We start from the raw sequence: 20,177 nt of genomic DNA, 5'->3' as shown, positions 1-20,177 counted from the left end.
GGCCAATAATTTTGACCCACCCTTGGGTGGGGAAAACGTGGTCAATTAGCCAATTTTTGCTTTAGGCGATAGCTTTCACCTCCGAGCATGAACACCTGTGAGTGGTGGATCAGGCGATCCACGATGGGCACAGCGACGGTCTCGTCGCGCAGAAACTCACCCCAGGAGGTGAAGTCCTTGTTGGTGGTCAAGATGACCGAGCGCTGCTCGTAGAGGCCGTTGACCAATTGGAACAAGTTATAAATGCCCTGTCGGTTCATCGGGAGGTAGCCCAGTTCATCAATGACCAGCAGATCGAACTTGAGCAGGCTGGCGATTTTCTTCTTCAGTTCGCCTTTGAGTTCGGCGATCTCCAGGGTTTCGGCCAGGGCTAAGGCGGTGGTGAACAGCGCCTTGTAGCCGGACTCCACGGCCTTGAGCGCGATGGCGATGGCTAGGTGCGTTTTGCCGACACCGGGCGGGCCGATAAACACCACGTTGGCGCGGGCGTCAAGGAAGCGGAAGTCGAGCAGCTGGGCGACCTGGCGCTTGGTGATCGTGGTCTGGTGGCGGAAGTCGAATTCCTCCAAGCGTTTGATCGCGGGAAACCCCGCCTTGCGCAGATTGATCGCCAGGCGGTTGCGCTCGCGGCCCTGGCGCTCCAGCTCGACCAGATCCTCGGCCAGTTGTAGGTAGGACAACTCGTTGGCCTCCGCGCGGGCCAGCAAGTCGGGCAGGCCGGTGGCCATGTGGTAGCAATGCACGGCACGGTAGTGCTGGAGCAGTCGGTCAAGGGTGCTCATGGGCCCCCTCGCGGCGAGGCTCGGCGCTGATGTCGGCGTAGCGGGCCAAAGGTGAGGTGCCCTGCGGGGACGGGGACGGCGCCGTGGCCCGGCGCCGCCAGACGCTCGGGATGGGCGGCGTAGGCGAGTACATAGTCGCGCAGCCCGGTGGCGGTCAAGCGCGGGCGATCGCAGACATGATCGAGGACCACCTCCGGGAGGCTGGGGTGGGCGGCCAAGACCCGCGCGGCACCGCGCAGTTGGTCCTTGTAGATGGCCGGCGAGGTGGCCTTGAGCAGGGCGCATAGGCGCTGGCCCCGCGCCGCGCCCAGCGCGGCGTGGATCGCTCCCTCCAACTCGGCGATCTGTTGGGCGCGGTCCCGGTAGTGGTTGGTGTTCTTGAAGGTCTCGCCTTTGCCGTCGCCCAGCGGATGGCGCGCGACGACTTCCCCGGTGTCCAGGGCGCAGACGAGGAGTTGCCCGTCCGCTTCCCTGACCCCCACGGGGCTCCGCTGGTAGGCCAGCGGGACGGAGTATTTGTTCGCCCGATAGGCGATGAGCCCCGTCTTGTCCGCCTTGCGGGTCTCGAGCGGCGCCGGCCCTAGCTCGGCGATCCCGCGGGGACTGAAGTAGGCACCCAGGGCCGTGCGCTCGTCGCGCTCGAAGCGCACACGCGGGGCCTCCCCGGTCGCGGCATGGAGGCGCACGTTGGCCGTCTCGTCGAGCCACTGCGCCACATACACCTCCAGGGCCGGAAAATCCGCGAAGGTCTCGCCGTAGAGGGCGTCCTGCTTGACGTATTTAACCCCGGCTTCCACCTTGCCCTTGCTCTCGGGGTCATAGCCTTCGCAGGCGCGAATCCGAAAGCCCACCGTAGTCGCGTAGCGGGCGAAGCGTTCATTGAGGGCCAATTCGCGGAAGGTCTCGGCGCTCACCACCAGACGGGTTTGGTCGTAGACGCATTCCTGGGGGAACCCGCCAAAGGACCGGAAGGCGGCGTCGTGCATCCGGATCAAGGCCGCGGTGTCGATCGGCCGCAGGCTCGCCGCCACGTACAGTAGCCGCGAGTACGACAGCACGAAGACCATGAAGTAGACCGTCGTCGCCGCCCCACCGATCAGGACCGCGCGCTGCTCCCCGCCATCCACCTGGCACTGCACCCCCGGAACCATGTCCAGCACCGGCTCATAGTACCGCTCGCGCTTGACCACGGCGGTCTCCTTGAGCGCCCGCACGTAGCGGCGCGCCGTGCGGATCGAGACTTCCAGCTCCCCGTGCGCCTCCGTGAGTTTGCGCAGGATCTTCACCGCGCTCAGGCGCGGATAGGTCTCCAGCAGATGAACGATGTAATCGCGCTGTCCGTCCAGGCGCTTGGTGCGCTCGCGCTCGTCTCGGTAGCCGGCGATGTCCTCCTCCGGCATCGTCGCATACTTGCGTACCGTGTTGCGCGAGAGCCCCAACTCTTGGGCGATGGCGCGCAGGGAGCTACCGCGCCCACCGTCATACATGGCTTTAATCGTGTGAATCATGACCCATTCTTTCAATGTGCAGTATCCCCAGCGGTAAAATCGCCGGGGATTTTACGGGCCGGAAGGCCCCCAACCCTGCCCTGAGGTGGGTCAAAATTGTTGGCCGCAGGTGGATCAGTTTAGCCCGGATATTTCATAAACCCGCTCGGCCGCCAATACCCCAGTCGATGCGCCCCGATATGAACGCCGCCGGGCGCGGCGAGGGAGTTCGGACGGCGCTGGATGGTGGAAAAATCGTGCAGCACTGGGCTCCATCCATGGGGCTCTACCAGATTTGCCGCTCGATGGGCAGGGTACGGCCTGCCCGAGGAGAGCATCGCCGTGATCGGCTTGGTGAAGCACCCCTTCTCGGGGTGGTGTCGGACGTCTAGGCGGGTGCCGCCCAGGGCGGCGCGCGAAGAGTTTTGCGGTGACGTGCTGCAACAATGCCTTACTGGACAACTTGAGGGCAGGTGCAGGCGCACGCGGTCCTTGTACGGCACCACGCGCACGGCGAGCTGGAACAGCTTGATGATCACGGTGGAGGGTTGCGCGTTGGCCAGCTCGGTACCGGCAAGGACCTCGGTGCGAAGGGTTGGTGCAGGATATAGGCGGCGCAGGAGGAGAACCGCCGCATCTGGTTGGCTAAGAAACTGCTGTCGGAAGTACGGTCGCTGGCCAGATCGTTCTTGATCATCTTGATGAAGTTCTCGTCCTGACCGCGTGCGCAGTACAGATCGCGGTAGACGCACTCGGGACTGGGCAGGTCCAAGGAGGTAACGACGAAGCGGGGATTGTCGCCGCGGGCCATCACTTCGGCCTTGAGGATGGTGCGGAACTCACCGGGCCAAGAACCAGCGCGGTAGTCGATCTCATGGTAGGTGCGGGTACGCTCTGGCGCGCTGGCGCCAGCGCGCCGGGCATTCTCCACGCGCAGCGCATGGCGCTTGCGGGCATCGGCCATGAACGGCTCAGCCCGCGGGGTGAGTACCCGGTTGCCGGCGAGGCCGAAAATGAAGTCTGTCAGCGGATCGGCCATCGCCAAGGCCATCAACTCCGGTTGAGAAATGCCCATCGCCGCGCAGGATGATGCGCGTCTGCGGCCAGGCGGCCCGCAGTCGCTTGAGCACGCGCTTGAGGATCATCGCGTTCTCTGCACCGGTGGGGCGCTTGCCGGGCGCAGCACCGCGGTGATGAACTTCCCCGACAGGCCCTCGAAGATAAACAGCGGCAAGTAGCAATGGTTGCCGTGATGATGGTAGAAAGCGAACTCCTGCTGGCCGTGGGTAGCATCCTCGGAGTGGTCCATGTCGAGCACCATCACCTGGGGCGGCTGCGGGTAGCTGGCGATGAAGGTCTCGACGAAGGCCCGGGCGATGCGGTAGAGGTCGCGTGCGCTAACCCCGTTCTCCAAGCGCGAGAAGGTCGGCGCGCTGGCCAGATCCATCGCCGCATCGAGGGGGTTACGCTCCAGCCCAAGCTTGAACAACGGATCATGGCGCAGCGTATTGGCATCGTTGCCGTCTGCGTAGGCACAGGCGATCTGGTAGACCCGCTGCGCGATCAACTCGCGCATTGGATGGGTGACATAGGACGGGTGGCGCTGATCGTTGATCGCTGCGCTCAACCGCTCGGTCAGACCGATCTGCCGATCAACCCCACGCAGGAGCATGGGGCCAAAGTCAGACGACAAGGCGCCGCCATCGAAGTCGCCGCGCACCGTGAGACCGGCGACAGGGGGAAAGCGCAACGGTTCTGGGATAGACTCGGACATCGGCGACCTCGTTTAGCTTCTTCCGGACCGTCCTTAGAGGAACGTTAATTATATCATATGGTTAAACGCGGATCGCTCCTTTTTATGAATAATTCGGGTTAGATGGCCACTAACAGTGCTGAAGGCGGCGGTGCGTACCCTGGTGGATTGGCGCCGCCTGACCGGAAGAGATCTTCTGATATCCGTGAACATCTCGTCCAGGCAGTTGTTCGATCCCGGGCTTTCGGGGTTCGTCGCAGCAGTCCTGCACGAGACAGAGTGCCCGGCCGTTTCCTCCAACCTGAGGTGACGGAAGGCGTCCTGCTGGCAGGTGGTTCTTGCATAGACCACTCCCTGAGCGCGCTCAGCGCGCAGGGGGTGGGGATAGTGATGGACGATTTCGGTACCGGCTATGCATCGCTTGGGTACCTGCGGCGTTATCCATTTGACAGCCTGAAGATCGATCGCGGTTTCATCTGCGTTGTTGGGGACGATTTGGCAAGCGGAGAGCTGGTGATTGCCGCCATTGCGATGGCGCATGGGCTTGGATTGACGGTTGTTGGGGAGGGCGTGGAAACCGTTAAGCAGTTGGAGTTCCTCGCTGCGCAGAACTGCGATCTCGCTCAAGGAAATCTCATCGGGCGACCAGTACCGGCAGAGTCGCTGTTAGGTGAGAACAATGGGTATGGGGTCGCTGCTCGAACTGGCGGCGAACGGATGGGGTGTCGGGCCTGATTGGAGGCTGTGACCAGGGGATTTGGCGGAGGGAACCCCCCGGCATCCCAATGCCGTCAAGTTAAGGGAAGCCCGTCGTTCCGGTAGGCAATGCCGGAACCCGGATTCCAGGGCTGGCAGGCCCCGATCACGTCCATGTGCCCTGGATACCGGCAGTCCCTGCGGGTATGACGGTTTAACTTAAAGAGATTGCCCGGCATCCGCATCCTTTGTATCGGGCCTGGGCCTCGCGCTTGGGCCCTACCCCGGGGCGAGCGGCAGCTTGCCGTCGGCCCGGGGCGCTGCGGGTGGATAGGTCAGGACAACTGGGTTAGGGTGCTAAGGTTGACCTGCTCGACGAGGCAGTCAAACATGTAGTCGATCTCGTCGTAGTTGTTGTACACGCCGTGGGTGGCGATGCGGAAACCGACGCGGTCGTCCGCGGTGGAGCCGGGTCCGTCGCGCCAAGTGACATTGCGGATGTAGATCTTGGGCGTCTGCGCCGCCAGGGCCGTGCCGACGTTGCCGATGGCGGTGCGCATGGCGGCATAGGCAGCGCCGTTGTCCTTGTCCGCGAAGGGATTGAATGAGGTCAGGGCGGTGGCGAAGCGGCTGTCCCCCGGCTGCACCCACAGGGCGTCCGGGCCCCACTGGTCGGCAATCTTGGCCTTGAGGTAGTTGCCCAGGGCCAGGCCGCGCTCATAGATGGCCTGGATCCCGATCTGGGTGAAGAAGGCCAGGGAGTCGGTCATGGCATAGACCGCCGGGGTATTGAACTCGCCCCTGGCCTGGGTGGAGGACGACGGGGAGAAGGTGCGGCTCTGGTAGTTGAGGCTGGGCGCGACGAACAGGTTGCCGTAGCCCGAGAAGCTACCCATGGCGAAGGGCGGCAGGGGGTTGTCGGTGGCGCCCGAGGCACGCACATAGCAGATGCCGGTGCCGGGACCACCGCACAGCCACTTGTGGCCGGCCCCGGCGATGAAGTCCGCCCCATAGGTATGGCAGTTGATGGGCAGCATGCCCCAGCCGTGGGCCGAATCGATGATGGAGTAGGCCCCGTAGCTGCGGGCCAGGGCGCACAGCTCGGGCACCGGCAGGCGCAGGCCGTTCTTGTAGAAGATCTCGGAGATGGCCAGGTATTGTTTGGCCCCGGCAGGCAGGGGCGCGGCCAGGGCCGGCTCGAACCAGCTCAAGACTTCCGCCACGGTGATGCCCGCCGTGAAGTTCGAGGGCATGTAGATGACCACGACCTCGACGTCGTGATAGTCCCGGGCCCAGGCGATGGGACCGACCATGCCGGGGTGCTCGAAGCTGGTGGTGACGATGCGGTCGCCGGGCTGCCAGGGGGTGCCGGAGAAGATCAGGTTGCAGGCATCCGTGGTGTTGTAACTCAGCACGATCTCGTTGGCGTCGGCGCCGTAGGCGGCGGCAACCTGGGTCTGGCGCGCCCCGTTGGCCGAGGGGGTGACAGGGAACAGATCAGGGAAGTCCGCCGCCAGGTTGTTGGTCCAGCTCAGGGGGTCGCGGCTCTTGTACCGGTTGTAGACGGCCAGATTGTTCTGCACGAACTCGGGCTGGGAGCCGGTGGTGCCGGTGTTCATGTGGATATAGTCATTGCCCAGGTCGAAGGCCTTGCGGACCTCCCGCCAATACTGCTCGGTGCCCGGCCTCTTCATATTCCTCGGAGGTGCCAGCAGATTTCGGCCGAATTGACCAGGAGGAACGGCGGCACCGGACCCGCCCGCGAGGGCTTCTTTGGGACCGATCAGGCCAGCGGCAATGGCGGCCGAGGCGCAGCCCTTGAGAAACCAGCGGCGGTCGATGCCGGAGCGGTTGTTGTCGTTCGGTTGCATGAGAGCGGACCTCTATGTCGTTGTTGTGGACACCGGACCGTGGGGGTTTTGCCTCGGTCCTAATCTAGTAAGGCTTCGCCTCAGACCGACGGGGCGTGGGTCGGAAGACCATAGACTACACTTTTGATACAGGCCCCGTTGAGCCAACGAACGCTTCTGGAGAACACGCAAAAGAGGCACTGCGGCCATGAGCGTGTTCTTCTCGCATTACGATGCGTCGGTCAGCTAACCGCCATCGCCTCCTCAGGCTCCTGCCGCGCGCAGCATTTACCAGCGAGTGTCCGCCCGCGGTTGGAATGTGTCAATGAAAATGAGACACCGGGGTGTCAAATTTAGTGTTGCTCGGGAGACTCCTGGGGGTCGGAGGAGCCTGCGGCCGGCGGGTCGATCCAGACGGCTGGGGGAAGCCGCTTGGGGGTCGGCGGTTTGCCCTTAAAGGCAGTGGGTTGGCCTCGCAGGCGGCGTGGAACGTCTGAGCGCGGGCCGCGATGATGGCCGGGGTGCGTCCGTAGTGGGCATGAGCGGCGGTGCCGGGCGCGCTGGCGCCGCGACGCTGGGCGCCACGGTCCTGGCGGCTGTCCAACACCCTGGAGGCGGCGTTCTGGGTGGACGGCCTTGAGGACGCCCTACGCCTCCATGGCCGGCCTGAGATCTTCAAGGGTGCTCCTGGACGCCGGCATCGCCATCAGCATGGATGGGCGCGGACGGGCCCTGGACAGTATCTTCGGCGAGCGTCTCTAGCGCAGCGTCAAGCACGAGGACATCTACCTCAAGGGCTACGCCACCCTGCCCGAACTGTTGCTCAGGCTGACCGAGTATTTCGCCTTCTACCACAGCGAGCGTCCACACCAGGGCCTCGACCATCGCACCCCCGATGCCCTGTACCACTCGGGGGAAGGGCGTGGGGCGAGCATCGCAGACCACTTCGGTGACCCACCGGCGTCCTCGCCGGACCCCCTTGATGCCATCGCTGAGGGCCCTCAGGCCGTCCTGGCGGCTTGACCAAAGGACCCGGCTCCGCTAGCGGACTCCGTGTGGACACAGCGTGAATGTGGCCAGCGACCGTGTGGACAAGGTGGGGGTTGAGGACGCCTGCAGCGAAACAACAACCATCTTTGTTTTATCTTTCATCGGACGCCACCCTACGGGCGGCTCCGAAACTGGGGCAGCGCCAACCCGCTGCGAGCAGCGGTGCACCACAGCTTAAATTCAGGTAAAAACTGTCCTGGACATGGGGTCCACTTTAACCCCCCTGGGCCTGGAAATTTTGGAATCTCCATAAATAAAGGCGGCGGCCCGCTTGAGCGATCCGCCGCCTCAATATTGCGAGTCAGCCGTGCTGGGTGTTAGAAGCGATGATTCCAACTGATCTCGATATCCTTCTGTTCCATATAAAGACTGCCGGTCTGGCCGCCAGTAATACTAGGGTTAGAGCCCCCATCAATAGTAGCCTTGGGCATGTAGGCCAGAGACAGGTTGAAGGAATCCGTCGCGCTGTGGCGGTAACTACCACCCAGGGTCCAAGTCCAATCGATGGTAGCCGGGGCCATGACGTTCAATAAACCCTCAGTCTCAGGGGCAAACTGGGTAGCATAGCTAACACCACCCATAAAACTGAACTTTTCGTTATAGTCCCAGCGCGCGCCAAACTTAAAGACATCCATATCATCCCAGCCAAAGCCCAGACCATCGTCACCGCCCAGACAATAGCTAGCCTTGACGCCCATCATGCATGGCATGACATTGACATTATTGGTATTACCGACCGACGCGATTTCATTGTAGAAGACGCGCTGCCAGTCGAATGCAAGCACCAGGTCGGGTCGCACCTTGAAGGACAGGCCCAGGTTGAGCATGGCCGGTATGTCAAAGTCGCCGTTCTCCGCGAAGAGCCCCTTATAGTCATCAAACTCGGTCATCCAGAGCTTGGTGCGGTAGGAAGCGCCGAGGGTTAGGGTATCGGTGATCTCGCCAACCCAGCCGACATGAACGCCAAAGCCGTAGGACCAATCCTTGCCATTGTTCGAGACGGCATCAGGGTGCAAGGACATCTGGCGGAAGGGCTCCAGGCCCTTAGCCTCGAAGCTCTGGACGGCAAAGACCGGGGCTATGCCCAGGGAATGTTGTCCGTTGACCTTATAGGTGAAGGGAACTTCGATGAAGAGCTGTTCGAGATTGATGCCCGTGGGGGTGGTGGCGGAAAAAATACCACCGGGATTGACATTCCCCTGGGCGGGGGTGGCATTAGGATTGGTGACAGGCTGAGGACGCCCGTCGGGCCCCATGCTGAACAACATGCCATTAGGGGCGGCAATGGTACCCGGGGGAGGCGTCATGCCCGGTCCGATGGCCAACTGATTGGGGGCCCCCGCGAAGTTCTCCCAGACCGGGCGTTCACGGTAATCGGTATTCATGCCGCCATTGCCAAAGACGCTGACACCCAGGGTCATCTTGTCGTTGAGGACGCGGTTATACCCGAAGCTCGGCACCAGGAACCAATCGCTACTGCTTTCGTATTCCCCCGGCGTCACGAAACCGCTCGTAGGGAAACCCATCGCGTTAGTGGAGAAATTGTTGTCGGCCTCATAGCCTCGGGGCGAGGGGCTGAAGAAGGCCACGCCCAGATCAAGGCTGGTGTCGATCAAGGCCATGCCCGCCGGGTTGGTGGCGGCGACCAGGGTATCCTGAGGCAAGGCAGCGGCAACGCCGGCCATGGCCTTGGACTTGGTCCCCCAGCCAAAGGAGAAGTAGCCATTGGAGGCCAGGACGGTCATGGGCGTGACCGCACCGGCCACCAACGCCATCGCGACGATGTTCCTAAGCTTGGTATTCATATTCTGGAGTACTCCTCTCGTTCTCTATGATGGATGATGCAATGAATTTAATACCCAGGCGGCCTCCACCCAGGCCGATACCACGACCAAAGGAGGCGATCCGATGCTGGCCGCCGGGCGAGATATAGAATTTTCGAAGAAATCGCCCGGCCGCTACCCCCCGAAGACCGAGCGCTGAAATAATTGGCGACACTTTTCCAGAAGGCCGCAACAATTGCAACCCTTTGTTACAAAATAGGCGGTCAACGGCTCGCGTGCAGGCGCTGCATTGCCTTCTGGAACTCACCCGCGAGCAGGTCGGGCAGGCAGGATTCTGCGGCGTCCAGGACGGACCGGATACGCCCCTCGTCGTCCCGGGATGGCCGGCCAAGGACATAATTGACGACCTGTTCCCGATCACCGGGATGATCGATGCCAATGCGCAAGCGCCAGAAATCGCGGCTCCCGAGGACATTGATGATGTCACGCAGGCCGTTGTGGCCCGCATGTCCCCCACCTTGCTTGAGGCGCGCGGTACCCACGGCCAGGTCCAGTTCATCGTGCGCGACCAGGATAGCCTCGGGGGCTATGCCCAGGTAGCACGCCACCGCACCCAGGGACTGGCCACTGCGGTTCATGAAGGTAGAGGGTTTTAGGAGGCGTAAATCAACACCGCCGATGGGGACTCGGCTCAAGAGACCGTGGAATTTGATCTCCGACCGGAACTGGCCCTGATGACGCGCCGCCAGGGCGTCAACGAACCAGAAACCTACGTTGTGACGGGTGGCCTCGTACTGAGAGCTTGGATTGCCCAGACCGACGATGAGCCTGATGCCGGTCTCGGGCATACGGGGTTACTCCCAGGCCAAAATGAGGTGATAGGGGGATATATTTCCGGGAGGCGAGGGTCCCGACAATTTGCGGACCGGCGGATGCGCGGTCCGCAAACCAGGCCAGGGTGGAAGAAGATCAGGCCTCGCCGCCCTCTTCTTCGCCCTCGCCACCATGACCACTATGAATGACAACCACCGGAACGTCCGGGTCTGGCGCTTGGGCCAGCTCGACCCCCGGCGGCAAGGGCACCTCGGAAAGGTGAATGATGCCGCCCAGGTCGAGATCCGTGAGGTCGAGACCAATGAATTCCGGCAGATACTGGGGCAGACAGATCACCTCGATGTCGGTCATGTTATGAGACACGACACCACCACCCAGCTTTACGCCCTTGCAATTCGCGGCATTGAGGAAATGCAGAGGCACCGACATGCGCAATTTCTCGTGCGCCTGAATACGCTGGAAGTCCGCATGCAGGATGAAGGGCTTGGCGGGGTGACGCTGCAAGGCCTTGAGCACCACGCTCTGGGTATTGCCCGCGATATTTAGGCTAAGAATGCGGGAATAAAAGGCCTCATGCTCTAATTGCAGGATCATCGCGTTATGTCCCACGCTGATCATCTCCGGCTCCTGGTGGGCGCCGTAGACAATAGCGGGGACGCGGCCCGTGCGACGCAGGCGGCGGCTCGCACCCTTCCCTGTATCGGTACGGGACTCCGCGAGTACTTCAAACTTTTCGCTCATATTGGATAACTCAAATGGCTGTTTTCAAGGAACATGCCCGGCATCCGCGACCAGATGCCGGACGGCGTCTTCCCAGGGGAAGGGTAAAAAGGACTGGCGTCAATCGACGAAGAGCGAACTGACCGATTCCTCGCTGGAGACACGGCGCATAGTCTCGGCCAGGAGTTCGCCGATGCTGAGCTGCCGGATGCGTCCACAGGCCTGGGCCTCCGGACGCAGGGGGATGGTGTTAGTGACCACCAACTCGTCAAGCCGGGAGGCGTTGATATTCTCCACCGCTCGTCCCGACAGGACCGGATGGGTGCAATAAGCCACCACCCGCGCCGCGCCATGGTCCTTGAGAGCGGCGGCCGCCTGACACAAGGTGCCGGCGGTATCGACCAGGTCATCAATGATCACGCAGGAATGGCCGACGACATCGCCAATGATGTTCATGACCTTGGCCTCGTTAGGCCTGGGGCGCCGCTTATCGATGATGGCCAGCTCCGCATCGTCAAGGCGCTTGGCCAGGGCACGGGCCCGGACCACGCCGCCCACGTCCGGCGAGACCACCAGCAGATTGGGATACTTCTGGCGCCAGACATCGCCCAGCAGGATGGGCGAGGCATAGACATTATCGACGGGAATGTCGAAAAAGCCCTGGATCTGATCGGCATGCAGGTCCACGGTCAAAACCCGGTGGGCACCCGCGTCGGCAAGCATTTTGGCCACCAGCCGCGCCGTGATGGGCACACGGGCCGAGCGGGGGCGACGATCCTGACGCGCATAGCCAAAGTAAGGGATGACCGCCGTAATGCGCTTGGCGGAGGCCCAGCGCAGGGCGTCAATCATCACCAGCAGTTCCATCAGGTGATCGTTGGTAGGCGCGGAGGTCGGCTGAACCACGAAGACGTCGCGACCCCGGACGTTCTCCTGGATCTCGGCCATAACCTCGCCATCGCTAAACTGGCCTAACACCGCCTTGCCGAGCGGCAGGGCCAGGTAGGACGCAATTTCCGCGGCCAGCGCCGGATTGGCATTTCCGGAAAAGACCATCAATTGACTGGTGGGCACGGCCAGTATCCCCCCATCGCCATGACATAAGGATCTTAAGCCGTCGCTCTGGATTCTTCACCCTGGCGCCGGCTTAATGGGTGTTAAAAAACTTGGCTGGGGTGCCAGGATTCGAACCTGGGAATGCTGGGATCAAAACCCAGTGCCTTACCACTTGGCGACACCCCAAGAAATTTAGCTCGCGTCCAGTCGCTGCAGCAGCGGCGAGCGATTCAACCCTTTGGCCACAAAGCCCCTCAGACCGGCGGGGGCCTGGTTCAGAACGGCATGGGCCTCGACAGCGGAGCCAAAGGCGGCGAAGACGCAGGCCCCGGTGCCCGTCAGCCGCCCCCGGGAAAAAGTCTCAAGCCAATCCAAGGCATCGGCTACGGCAGGGTAACGCAAACGGACCAGTTCCAGGCAATCGTTGCGGTCCTCCCCGGCAAGGAAGTCGGCGATTTTGATTGACGGGGAATTTCTTGTCAATTCGGGATCGGCAAAGACCGCGGCCGTGGACACGGCGCAAGCCGGCGCCATGACCAGGTACCAGGGTTCCGGAACCTCCACCGGGGTCAGGTGCTCCCCTACCCCCTCGCCCCAGGCCGCCCGACCACGCACAAAGACGGGGACATCCGCCCCCAATGCAAGGCCCAAGGCTGCCAGATCATCCTCGGTCAGGCCCGTGCCCCAGATCCGGTTGAGGGCAACCAGGGTGGTAGCGGCGTCGGAACTGCCACCGCCCAGCCCCCCGCCCAGAGGTAACCGCTTGTCGATGCTCAGATCGACACCCAGTTGGCATTCAGAGGCGGCCTGGAGCCGGTGGGCGGCGCGGACGCAGAGATCAGATGCCGCAGGGACACCCGGGATCTCCGTCAAAAGCTGAATCTGGCCATCGGCGCGGGGGGCGAACGAGAGCCAATCGCCATAGTCGATGAATTGAAACAGGGTCTGGAGGCGATGATAGCCATCCTCGCGTCGGCCCAGCACCCGCAGAGTGAGGTTGAGCTTAGCCGGCGCCGGCCAGGGGGCGCCCGTCAAGGCTTGACGCCATTGTGGCTAACACGATGACGGCCAACAACCCTGAGCAAATAGGCGTGTTCCGGGGCCTTCGCCAGCCCCTTCTCCCATATCTGCCAGGCTTCATCGTGCCGGCCCAAGGCAAAGAGCACCTCGCCCAAGTGAGCCGCGACCTCGGGATCATCCGGAATCCTGGCGCTGGCCTGGCGCAGGTAGTCCAGGGCCTGCTCCAGATTGCCGAGGCGGTAATGAACCCAGCCCAGGCTATCCAGGATGGCCCCCTCATCGGGTTTGAGGGCCAGGGCCCGCTGAATCAGAGTCAGCGCCTCCTGATAGCGGTCGGTCATGTCCGCCAGGGAATAGCCGAGGGCGTTGAGGGCATCGGCATGATCGGGTTCGAGTTCCAGCAGGCGGCCCAGGTCAGACTCCAGCACATCCAGACGCTGCATGGCGGCACCATGCAAGCCACGGGCGTAAAGGAGCTCCGGATCATCCGGATGGGCCTCCAGGGCAGCGTCATAAACCTTCAGAGCCTCAGGCTTACGATCCATCTCGGTCAAGAGCTCGGCCTCGACCATAAACAGCATGACGGCATCCTTGCGACTCTGGTCGCGCATCAACCGCAGCCGCTCGCGGGCCTTGTCCAGATCGCCACCCTTGGCCTCGAGGCGGGCCAGGCGGATGCGGGCGTCCTGGGCATGCTCCCCCCGGACCTTGAGGTACCAGGCCGCCGCGGCCTCGGGCTTGCCGTCGAGTTCCTCCACCCGCCCCAGGTAGTAGGCGGCGTCATCCCGGCGCTCCTCGGTCTCGCGCAGCCGGGTGAAATAGTCACGTCCGGAGGCGAGATCCTCGAGTTGCAGGGACAGGATACCCAGGGCGAAGAGCACGTCGGGCTCCCGGGGCGATTCCACCAGCATGCCCGCAAAAACCTCCCGGGCGCGATCCAGCTCCTTGTCATCCACCAGGAATTGGGCATAGAGGGTTTGCAGTCCCTGGTCGCGGGGATTCTCGGCGACGAAACGCTCCAGGGTGGCCCTGGCCTCCTCCTGACGGTCCGCATCCTTGAGCAGTTGGACCAGAAACAGGCGGGGCTCGATCCAGTCTGGCCGCAGCTCGGTGGCGCGTTGAGCGGCGGTCACGGCCTCGTCCTGGCGTTCGGAACCCGCCGCCACCAGGGCGCGGGCGAACCAGGCGTCGGCATTGTCGGGCTCGCCCGCGGTCAGTTGCTCCATGAGCTCCATGCGCTGCCCCGGTGGCCGCAGCTTGTGGACCAGGCGGGCCAATTGGACAAAACCGCTTTCCCCCTCGTCCGAGGTTAGGTTCACCAGCCGCCGCAGATGGTACATGGCACCCTCCAGGTCTTCGTCCTGCAGGCGCACGAAGGCTGCGATTTGATGAGCGGAGAGGGAATCGGGGGCAATCTCCAGCCAGAGGGCAACCGCTCGCCCAACCGCCTCGTCCTGGTTCGAAGCCAGTGCCGAGCGCGCGGCCTTTTCGGCCAGGTCCTCGTCCCGGGCCAACTGGGCCGCCCGCGACAGGTGTTCGAAGGCCGCCAGGTGCTCGCCACGCTGCGCGGCGATTTGGCCGGCCAGGACGGCATAAACGAGCGTCTTGGTCAGGCCCGGCGGAGTCCCGACCGCCGTCGGCGCCACCGGGGAGGAAGCGGCATGGGTGGCCAAGGGGCCCTCCCGAGCCTCAAGGCGATCGGGTAAGAGGAATGCCCGCGAACAGAGCACGGCTGACAGCAGGAGAGCTAAACGCATGGGTGTCGAAAAACGAGAAAGATGGCGAAGGGAGAACAGCGAGGGGTTGGACTTCAGTATAACCCGCCGGTTCCGCGACAAAAACTGGACCCGCCAGACGAGGTAGAAATCAGGCCGTCCTGGCCAAAATCAAGAGAAATACTAAAGCAAGACTTGCATCCGCGCCGTCAATATCCAAGAATCGTACCGATTTTACCAGCGCAAGACGCACCATGACCCTACTGGCCGTCGGACTCAACCACAAAACCGCCCCGGTGGATATCCGCGAACGCATCGCGTTTGGGCCGGATATCCTGGCCGGTGCCTTGCACAGCCTGGCTGCGGACCCCGCCCTCAGCGAGGGCGCCATCCTGTCCACCTGCAACCGCACCGAGATTTATTGTGTCTTGTCCGGGACTCGTCAGGAAAGCGTCAGCGACTGGCTCGCCCGCTTTCATGGACTGGAGGCCGAGCGTATCGCCCCCTACCTCTTCACCCATGTGGATCTCGATGCCGTGATCCACCTGCTGGAGGTGGCCAGCGGTCTGGATTCCATGGTCCTCGGCGAGCCCCAGATCCTGGGCCAGGTCAAGACCGCCTTCCAGAGCGCCTGCGATCATGGCACCGCTGGTAAGCTCCTGGGGCGCCTCTTTCAACATACCTTCGCGGTCGCCAAGCAGGTTCGCACCGACACCGCCATCGGCAGTAGCCCGGTATCCGTCGCCTTCGCCGCCGTCAGCCTGGCGCGGCAGATCTTCAGCGACCTCAAGAACCAGACCGCCCTCCTCATCGGCGCGGGGGAGACCATCGAACTGGCCGCGCGCCATCTGCGTCAGCAGGGTATCGGCCGCATCATCGTCGCCAACCGCACGGTGGAGCGGGCCCACGCCCTGGCCGCCGAGTTCGGCGGTTTTGCCATCTCCCTGGCGGAGCTGGGTACCCATCTGGCCGAGGCGGACATCATCATTTCCTCCACCGCCAGCCCGATCCCCGTGCTCGGCAAGGGCACGGTGGAGCGGGCCCTCAAGGCCCGCAAGCACCGGCCAATGTTCATGGTCGATATTGCCGTCCCACGCGATATCGAGCCGGAGGTAGGCGAACTCAGCGACGTCTACCTCTACACGGTGGATGATCTCCAGGATGTGGTCGAGGACGGCATGCGCTCACGCCAGGCCGCCGCACAGGCCGCGCGGGAAATCATCGACTTCCACGCGGGCGAATTCCTGGCCTGGCTGCGCTCGCTCGATGCCACCGACCTGATCCAGGGCTACCGCCACAACGCCGAATGTCTCCGTGACCAGGTGCTCGCCCAAGCGCGCCGCCGCCTGGAGGCTGGCAAGCCCGCGGAGGAGGTGTTGGCCTTCCTCGCCAACACCCTTACCAACAAATTGCTGCACGCCCCCAGCACCCGCCTGCGGCAGGCTGGCCGGGATGGCCAGGCCGACCTCCTGGAGGCCGCGAACACCCTTTTCGATCTCGATCACAAGCGAGAGGCCTGATGAATCCCTCCATCCAGGGCAAGCTGGAGCGTCTCTCCGAGCGCTTTGACGAGATCACCGCCCTGATGGCGGAACCCGAGGTCCAGGGGGACCAGGCCCGGTTCCGTGCCCTGGGCCAGGAATACGCCCAACTCGAGCCCGTGGCCCTCTGCTTCCAGGGCTACCAGGCCATCGAGGAGGACCTCGCCAACGCCGAGGCCATGCTCACCGATCCGGAGATGGCCGGGTTGGCCCGGGAAGAGATGGAGGCGGCCCGGGAGCGGCGCGCCGCTCTGGAACCCGAATTGCAACGTCTGCTGATCCCACCGGACCCCCACGATCAGCGTAACGTCTTTCTGGAGGTGCGGGCCGGGACCGGCGGCGCCGAGGCTGCCCTCTTCGCCGCAGACCTGCTGCGCATGTACCTGAGACACGCCGAGATCCGTGGCTGGCGGACGGAGCAGATGAGCGCCAGCGAGGGCGAACTCGGCGGCTTCAAGGAGGTGGTGGTACGCATCAGCGGCAGCGGCGTCTATTCCCGCCTCAAGTTCGAATCCGGCGTCCACCGCGTCCAGCGCGTCCCCGAGACCGAGTCCCAGGGCCGCATCCACACCTCCGCCTGCACCGTGGCCATCCTCCCCGAGGTCGAGGCGGTGGATGGGGTGGATATCGACGCCAAGGACCTGCGCGTCGATACCTATCGCTCGTCTGGGGCGGGGGGCCAGCACGTCAACAAGACCGATTCGGCGATACGCCTCACCCACTTGCCCAGCGGGATCGTGGTGGAATGCCAGGATGAGCGCTCCCAACACAAGAACCGCGCCCGCGCCATGTCCCTGCTCCAGGCCAAGCTCCTCTCCCAAGCCCGGGAGGCCCAGGCCAGCGAACAGGCCCAGAACCGCAAGCTCCAGGTTGGCAGCGGCGATCGCTCCGAGCGCATCCGCACCTACAATTACCCCCAGAACCGGGTCACCGACCACCGCATCAACCTCACCCTCTACAAGCTGGAAGAGATCCTCCTCGGCCAGCTCGACCAAGTCATCGAACCCCTGATTCAGGAATACCAGGCCGAGCAGTTGGCGGCCATGATGGATGCCTGAGCGCCCAGGGCCGCCGTCCCCGCCGACGATGGGCGCCTTGGTGCGCGAGGCCACCGCGCGCCTCAAGGCCCTGCCCCAGGCGGAACCCAGGCTGGAGGCGGAGTGGCTGCTCATGGCGGCGACGGGCGCCACCCGCGCCAAGCTAATCGCCTGGCCGGAGCGGACCCCCACCCCCGAGCAGGTCGTTCATTTCCAGGCCCTGGTGACCAGACGCCTGGACGGCGAGCCCATCGCCCATATCCGCGGCCGCCAGGCCTTCTGGAACCAGGAGTTGCGGATTACCCCGGACACCCTGATCCCCCGCCCCGAGACCGAACTGCTGGTGGAGATCGCCCTGGAACGCTTGCCAGCGGACGCCCCCCTGCTGATCGCAGATGCCGGCACGGGCAGCGGCGCCATCGCCCTGGCCCTGGCCCTGGAACGGCCGGCCTGGACCCTCATCGCCCTGGACTTGAGCCCGGGCGCGGTCACGGTGGCGGCGGCCAATCTCGCCCGCCATGAGGCCGTCAACGCCTGGGTCCTGCGGTCTGACTGGCTCGCCCCTCTGGCCCCGGCCAGCCTGGACGCCCTCATCGCCAACCCGCCCTATATCCCCGCGACCGACCCGCATCTGCGCCAGGGTGACCTGCCGCGCGAACCCCGCTCCGCCCTGGCCTCTGGCGCCGATGGCCTGGACGCCCTGCTCCAGATCACGCGCCAGGCCGCGCAATGCCTAAAGCCTAGCGGCCTGCTGGCGCTGGAGCACGGCTTCGATCAGGATGCCGGGGTACGGGCCCTGTTGGCGGAGGCGGGATTCGAATACCTGGAGACTCGCCCCGACCTCGCTGGACATCCGCGCGCGACACTGGGCTATCGATTCGGTAATCGCTGAACCCAAGCACGGGACTGGGCATCGCTCGCGCCAACCAGGCCGCCACCTCGGACAGCATCGGCGGCTTGCCGGAACCGCCAGCCCCCGGGACTTGAGCCGCGGCCCAGGTCAGCCAGTAGCTGTCCACGTTCGATGAGTCCTGGCCCGTAAGGAGATGCTCCAGTTGAGCCGACAGATATGACTCCTCGCCCGGGGCATCCTCTAGCGGTCGGAAGGGGGGTTGACGCCTGATTCATGGCGATTTGCACTTAGCGGTCCCAGTAGAAAGTGCCCTTTTCCTTATGATTTGACAGGTTAGGGGGCCTGGACTACCCTCCCATATCTGACGAACTAGCGGGGGGACCGGGCTAGTCCCGGGGTCCTGCCCAGGGGACAGGTCAGAGACTCGAGCGATTCTTGCCTAGTATGGCCAAAGTAGATTCTGTCTAATCCACTTTAGGCAAAAGGTCGGGCTATCACCCAACAAACATCAAGAAACTTAAAAATATGGATATTGGTAAAAAATTATCTACAGTATTTCCGTGGCTTGCATCGACTTTTATCGCATTGCTTGGACTACTGTTAATTATGATTGCTCCAACAGGTGGACTTCTAATACTGCTATCTTCTGTTTTTTTATTGCCGCCCATAGCCGAAAAATTAGAAAAATTGCCTGGGAGTAGGTGGTTATTTGCAGTATTACTGATTAGTGGATTTGTCATGTTTAGATTGGCTGTGCATGAAGACTCAGCCAAACGTGAAGAGGCTCGGTTAGCTCAAGAAGCCTCGGAACGTGCCCAAAAAATCCGTCAAGCGGAACTGAAGGAACAGACTGATTCTGAAGCAAAAAGAAAGCAGTTTATAGAACATCGCGATGTAATTATAAACGAATTAAAGAGCCTTCTGAATACTGAAAATTATCAGGCAATAGTAGACAAAGGCGCTATGTACACTAATTTTGATAAAGAAGTTGCTTCTTTAGTTAGTCAAGCGCAAGAGATCTTGGCAGAACGTGTAGAGGCTGAACGGTTGGCACGCGAAGCAACAGAAAGAGAAACACAAATTCAAAACATTTTGTCAGAGCTTGATGCTTTACCTGACACTGATAAACAAGGTCATCTTACACGCTATAAAAAACTTCTTCAGTTGTCACCTGATAATAAAAGCTATCAGAATGAACTAGATCGCTTTCAAAAAATCGCAGAAGTTGAACGCCAAAAACATGAGGCTGAGAAGCAACAAAACAAAGCTTTGCGGGAATTGCAAACCAGATGGAATTTATCCATTGACAAATCAAGCTTAGATGATTCTACGAATGTTTATATGCACATAGCTGCTAATGACACTATTCCAGGAACACTAAATCTGCCTGTTCGCCCCAAACTATGGATAAGATGTTCTGAAAATACTACGTCTGCTTTTGTAGACTGGGATGTGTTCATAAATATTCAAAATATTTCGATGATTTATAGGATAGACTCACAAAAAGCGAGCACAAAATCTTTTTCTATAAGTACAGATCATGAAGCATTAGGTTATTTTTCAGGTGGACAATCTATCCCATTTATAAAATCACTCTTTGGTGTCACTAAACTATTGATAGAAGTAACGCCATTTGGGAAAAATCCAGTACAAGTTACTTTTGATGTTAGCGGTCTTGAGCAAGCAGTTGTTCCTTTAAGAAAATCATGCAAATGGTGAAAGGGAAAACATGGTATATTCATAGCAAAAATACTTCCTTAAGTTTAGGCTCTACTTCATTCCGATAAATTTCAGCTAATGCAAGCTCTACTGGCACAACTTGCACAGGAAGAAGGGCTTTCTTTACAAGTGCCACCTACGCCTAAAATGCACCAAGGCCAGCGTATGGCTGCGATTCTCCAGCGCATGGCAGATAGGAATGCCTTGTCTCATTTTGCCGATCCTGTTGCATGGCAAAGAGAAATCCGCAAAGATCGCCCCTTACCCGACAGGGAATAAA

16 protein-coding genes, 1 tRNA gene and 1 pseudogene are annotated in these 20,177 nt (G+C 61.8%); 7 read left to right on the top strand and 11 right to left on the bottom strand.

All coding sequences use genetic code 11. From position 1 onward, the window contains the following. Positions 1-41: 41 nt before the first annotated feature. The 3 genes and pseudogenes from IPN92_14840 to IPN92_14830 form a co-directional block, all read right to left on the bottom strand. On the bottom strand, positions 42-782 hold the full coding sequence (locus IPN92_14840) for an ATP-binding protein (GenBank protein ID MBK8639478.1): 741 nt from the start codon (positions 780-782) through the stop codon (positions 42-44). Continuing rightward, entirely contained in the window at positions 779-2,290 is a 1,512-nt protein-coding gene (locus tag IPN92_14835; protein ID MBK8639477.1) for an IS21 family transposase, read from the bottom strand. The genes IPN92_14840 and IPN92_14835 overlap by 4 nt, the downstream gene beginning before the upstream one ends. 396 nt (positions 2,291-2,686) lie before the next feature. Next, positions 2,687-4,043, bottom strand: a pseudogene (locus IPN92_14830) (IS1380 family transposase). A 258-nt stretch (positions 4,044-4,301) separates the two neighbouring features. Between IPN92_14830 and IPN92_14825 the strand changes: the two are divergent. Beyond that, complete coding sequence (locus tag IPN92_14825; protein MBK8639476.1) at positions 4,302-4,757, top strand: EAL domain-containing protein; 456 nt, start codon at positions 4,302-4,304, stop codon at positions 4,755-4,757. A gap of 296 nt (positions 4,758-5,053) precedes the next feature. On the opposite strand, the gene IPN92_14820 is transcribed toward IPN92_14825, so the two are convergent. Then, positions 5,054-6,589, bottom strand: coding sequence for an aminotransferase class V-fold PLP-dependent enzyme (locus IPN92_14820; GenBank protein MBK8639475.1), 1,536 nt, complete (start codon positions 6,587-6,589; stop codon positions 5,054-5,056). Between the two features lie 762 nt (positions 6,590-7,351). Here IPN92_14820 and IPN92_14815 point away from each other — a divergent pair. After that, on the top strand, positions 7,352-7,591 hold the full coding sequence (locus IPN92_14815) for a hypothetical protein (GenBank protein ID MBK8639474.1): 240 nt from the start codon (positions 7,352-7,354) through the stop codon (positions 7,589-7,591). Positions 7,592-7,935: 344 nt separating this feature from the next. Here the strand turns inward: IPN92_14815 and IPN92_14810 are convergent, their stop codons facing one another. The 7 genes from IPN92_14810 to IPN92_14780 all read right to left on the bottom strand — a co-directional run bounded on the left by IPN92_14810 (position 7,936) and on the right by IPN92_14780 (position 14,705). After that, on the bottom strand, positions 7,936-9,423 hold the full coding sequence (locus tag IPN92_14810) for an outer membrane protein transport protein (GenBank protein ID MBK8639473.1): 1,488 nt from the start codon (positions 9,421-9,423) through the stop codon (positions 7,936-7,938). Between the two features lie 242 nt (positions 9,424-9,665). Continuing rightward, complete coding sequence (gene pth, locus IPN92_14805; protein ID MBK8639472.1) at positions 9,666-10,250, bottom strand: aminoacyl-tRNA hydrolase; 585 nt, start codon at positions 10,248-10,250, stop codon at positions 9,666-9,668. A gap of 121 nt (positions 10,251-10,371) precedes the next feature. After that, the gene (locus tag IPN92_14800) at positions 10,372-10,977 is read right to left on the bottom strand and encodes a 50S ribosomal protein L25/general stress protein Ctc (GenBank protein ID MBK8639471.1); all 606 of its coding nucleotides are present in this window, start codon (positions 10,975-10,977) and stop codon (positions 10,372-10,374) included. A 99-nt stretch (positions 10,978-11,076) separates the two neighbouring features. Further along, the gene (locus tag IPN92_14795) at positions 11,077-12,012 is read right to left on the bottom strand and encodes a ribose-phosphate diphosphokinase (protein MBK8639470.1); all 936 of its coding nucleotides are present in this window, start codon (positions 12,010-12,012) and stop codon (positions 11,077-11,079) included. 111 nt (positions 12,013-12,123) lie between these two features. Then, positions 12,124-12,198, bottom strand: a tRNA-Gln gene (locus tag IPN92_14790). 6 nt (positions 12,199-12,204) lie between these two features. Then, positions 12,205-13,047 carry a 4-(cytidine 5'-diphospho)-2-C-methyl-D-erythritol kinase gene (ispE, locus tag IPN92_14785; GenBank protein MBK8639469.1) on the bottom strand — a complete coding sequence of 281 codons (843 nt, stop codon included), beginning with the start codon at positions 13,045-13,047 and terminating at the stop codon, positions 12,205-12,207. Next, positions 13,044-14,705 carry a tetratricopeptide repeat protein gene (locus IPN92_14780; protein MBK8639468.1) on the bottom strand — a complete coding sequence of 554 codons (1,662 nt, stop codon included), beginning with the start codon at positions 14,703-14,705 and terminating at the stop codon, positions 13,044-13,046. Before IPN92_14780 ends, ispE begins: the two co-directional genes overlap by 4 nt. A gap of 296 nt (positions 14,706-15,001) precedes the next feature. Between IPN92_14780 and IPN92_14775 the strand changes: the two genes are divergently transcribed. The 5 genes from IPN92_14775 (at position 15,002) to IPN92_14755 (ending at position 20,176) form a co-directional block, all read left to right on the top strand. Further along, complete coding sequence (locus tag IPN92_14775) at positions 15,002-16,267, top strand: glutamyl-tRNA reductase (protein MBK8639467.1); 1,266 nt, start codon at positions 15,002-15,004, stop codon at positions 16,265-16,267. Continuing rightward, positions 16,267-17,346 carry a peptide chain release factor 1 gene (prfA, locus tag IPN92_14770; protein ID MBK8639466.1) on the top strand — a complete coding sequence of 360 codons (1,080 nt, stop codon included), beginning with the start codon at positions 16,267-16,269 and terminating at the stop codon, positions 17,344-17,346. The genes IPN92_14775 and prfA overlap by 1 nt, the downstream gene beginning before the upstream one ends. Next, on the top strand, positions 17,339-18,217 hold the full coding sequence (gene prmC, locus IPN92_14765; GenBank protein ID MBK8639465.1) for a peptide chain release factor N(5)-glutamine methyltransferase: 879 nt from the start codon (positions 17,339-17,341) through the stop codon (positions 18,215-18,217). Before prfA ends, prmC begins: the two co-directional genes overlap by 8 nt. Positions 18,218-18,703: 486 nt before the next feature. Beyond that, positions 18,704-19,897 carry a hypothetical protein gene (locus IPN92_14760; protein ID MBK8639464.1) on the top strand — a complete coding sequence of 398 codons (1,194 nt, stop codon included), beginning with the start codon at positions 18,704-18,706 and terminating at the stop codon, positions 19,895-19,897. Positions 19,898-19,975: 78 nt separating this feature from the next. Next, the gene (locus IPN92_14755; protein ID MBK8639463.1) at positions 19,976-20,176 is read left to right on the top strand and encodes a hypothetical protein; all 201 of its coding nucleotides are present in this window, start codon (positions 19,976-19,978) and stop codon (positions 20,174-20,176) included. Position 20,177: the final 1 nt, after the last annotated feature.

The organism is Chromatiaceae bacterium (genome assembly GCA_016714645.1).
Lineage (GTDB): Bacteria > Pseudomonadota > Gammaproteobacteria > Chromatiales > Chromatiaceae > M0108.
The sequence above is the reverse complement of the archived record's forward strand: the minus strand, read 5'-3'. Positions and strand labels throughout refer to the sequence as shown.

Excerpts from the sequence above, each read along its gene's own strand:
- IPN92_14840 (MBK8639478.1), bottom strand. The coding sequence starts at position 782 with ATGAGCACCCTTGACCGACTGCTCCAGCACTACCGTGCCGTGCATTGC.
- IPN92_14835 (MBK8639477.1), bottom strand. The coding sequence starts at position 2,290 with ATGATTCACACGATTAAAGCCATGTATGACGGTGGGCGCGGTAGCTCC.
- IPN92_14820 (MBK8639475.1), bottom strand. The coding sequence starts at position 6,589 with ATGCAACCGAACGACAACAACCGCTCCGGCATCGACCGCCGCTGGTTT.
- IPN92_14810 (MBK8639473.1), bottom strand. The coding sequence starts at position 9,423 with ATGAATACCAAGCTTAGGAACATCGTCGCGATGGCGTTGGTGGCCGGT.
- pth (MBK8639472.1), bottom strand. The coding sequence starts at position 10,250 with ATGCCCGAGACCGGCATCAGGCTCATCGTCGGTCTGGGCAATCCAAGC.
- IPN92_14800 (MBK8639471.1), bottom strand. The coding sequence starts at position 10,977 with ATGAGCGAAAAGTTTGAAGTACTCGCGGAGTCCCGTACCGATACAGGG.
- IPN92_14795 (MBK8639470.1), bottom strand. The coding sequence starts at position 12,012 with ATGGTCTTTTCCGGAAATGCCAATCCGGCGCTGGCCGCGGAAATTGCG.
- IPN92_14775 (MBK8639467.1), top strand. The coding sequence starts at position 15,002 with ATGACCCTACTGGCCGTCGGACTCAACCACAAAACCGCCCCGGTGGAT.
- prfA (MBK8639466.1), top strand. The coding sequence starts at position 16,267 with ATGAATCCCTCCATCCAGGGCAAGCTGGAGCGTCTCTCCGAGCGCTTT.
- prmC (MBK8639465.1), top strand. The coding sequence starts at position 17,339 with ATGCCTGAGCGCCCAGGGCCGCCGTCCCCGCCGACGATGGGCGCCTTG.
- IPN92_14760 (MBK8639464.1), top strand. The coding sequence starts at position 18,704 with ATGGATATTGGTAAAAAATTATCTACAGTATTTCCGTGGCTTGCATCG.
- IPN92_14755 (MBK8639463.1), top strand. The coding sequence starts at position 19,976 with ATGCAAGCTCTACTGGCACAACTTGCACAGGAAGAAGGGCTTTCTTTA.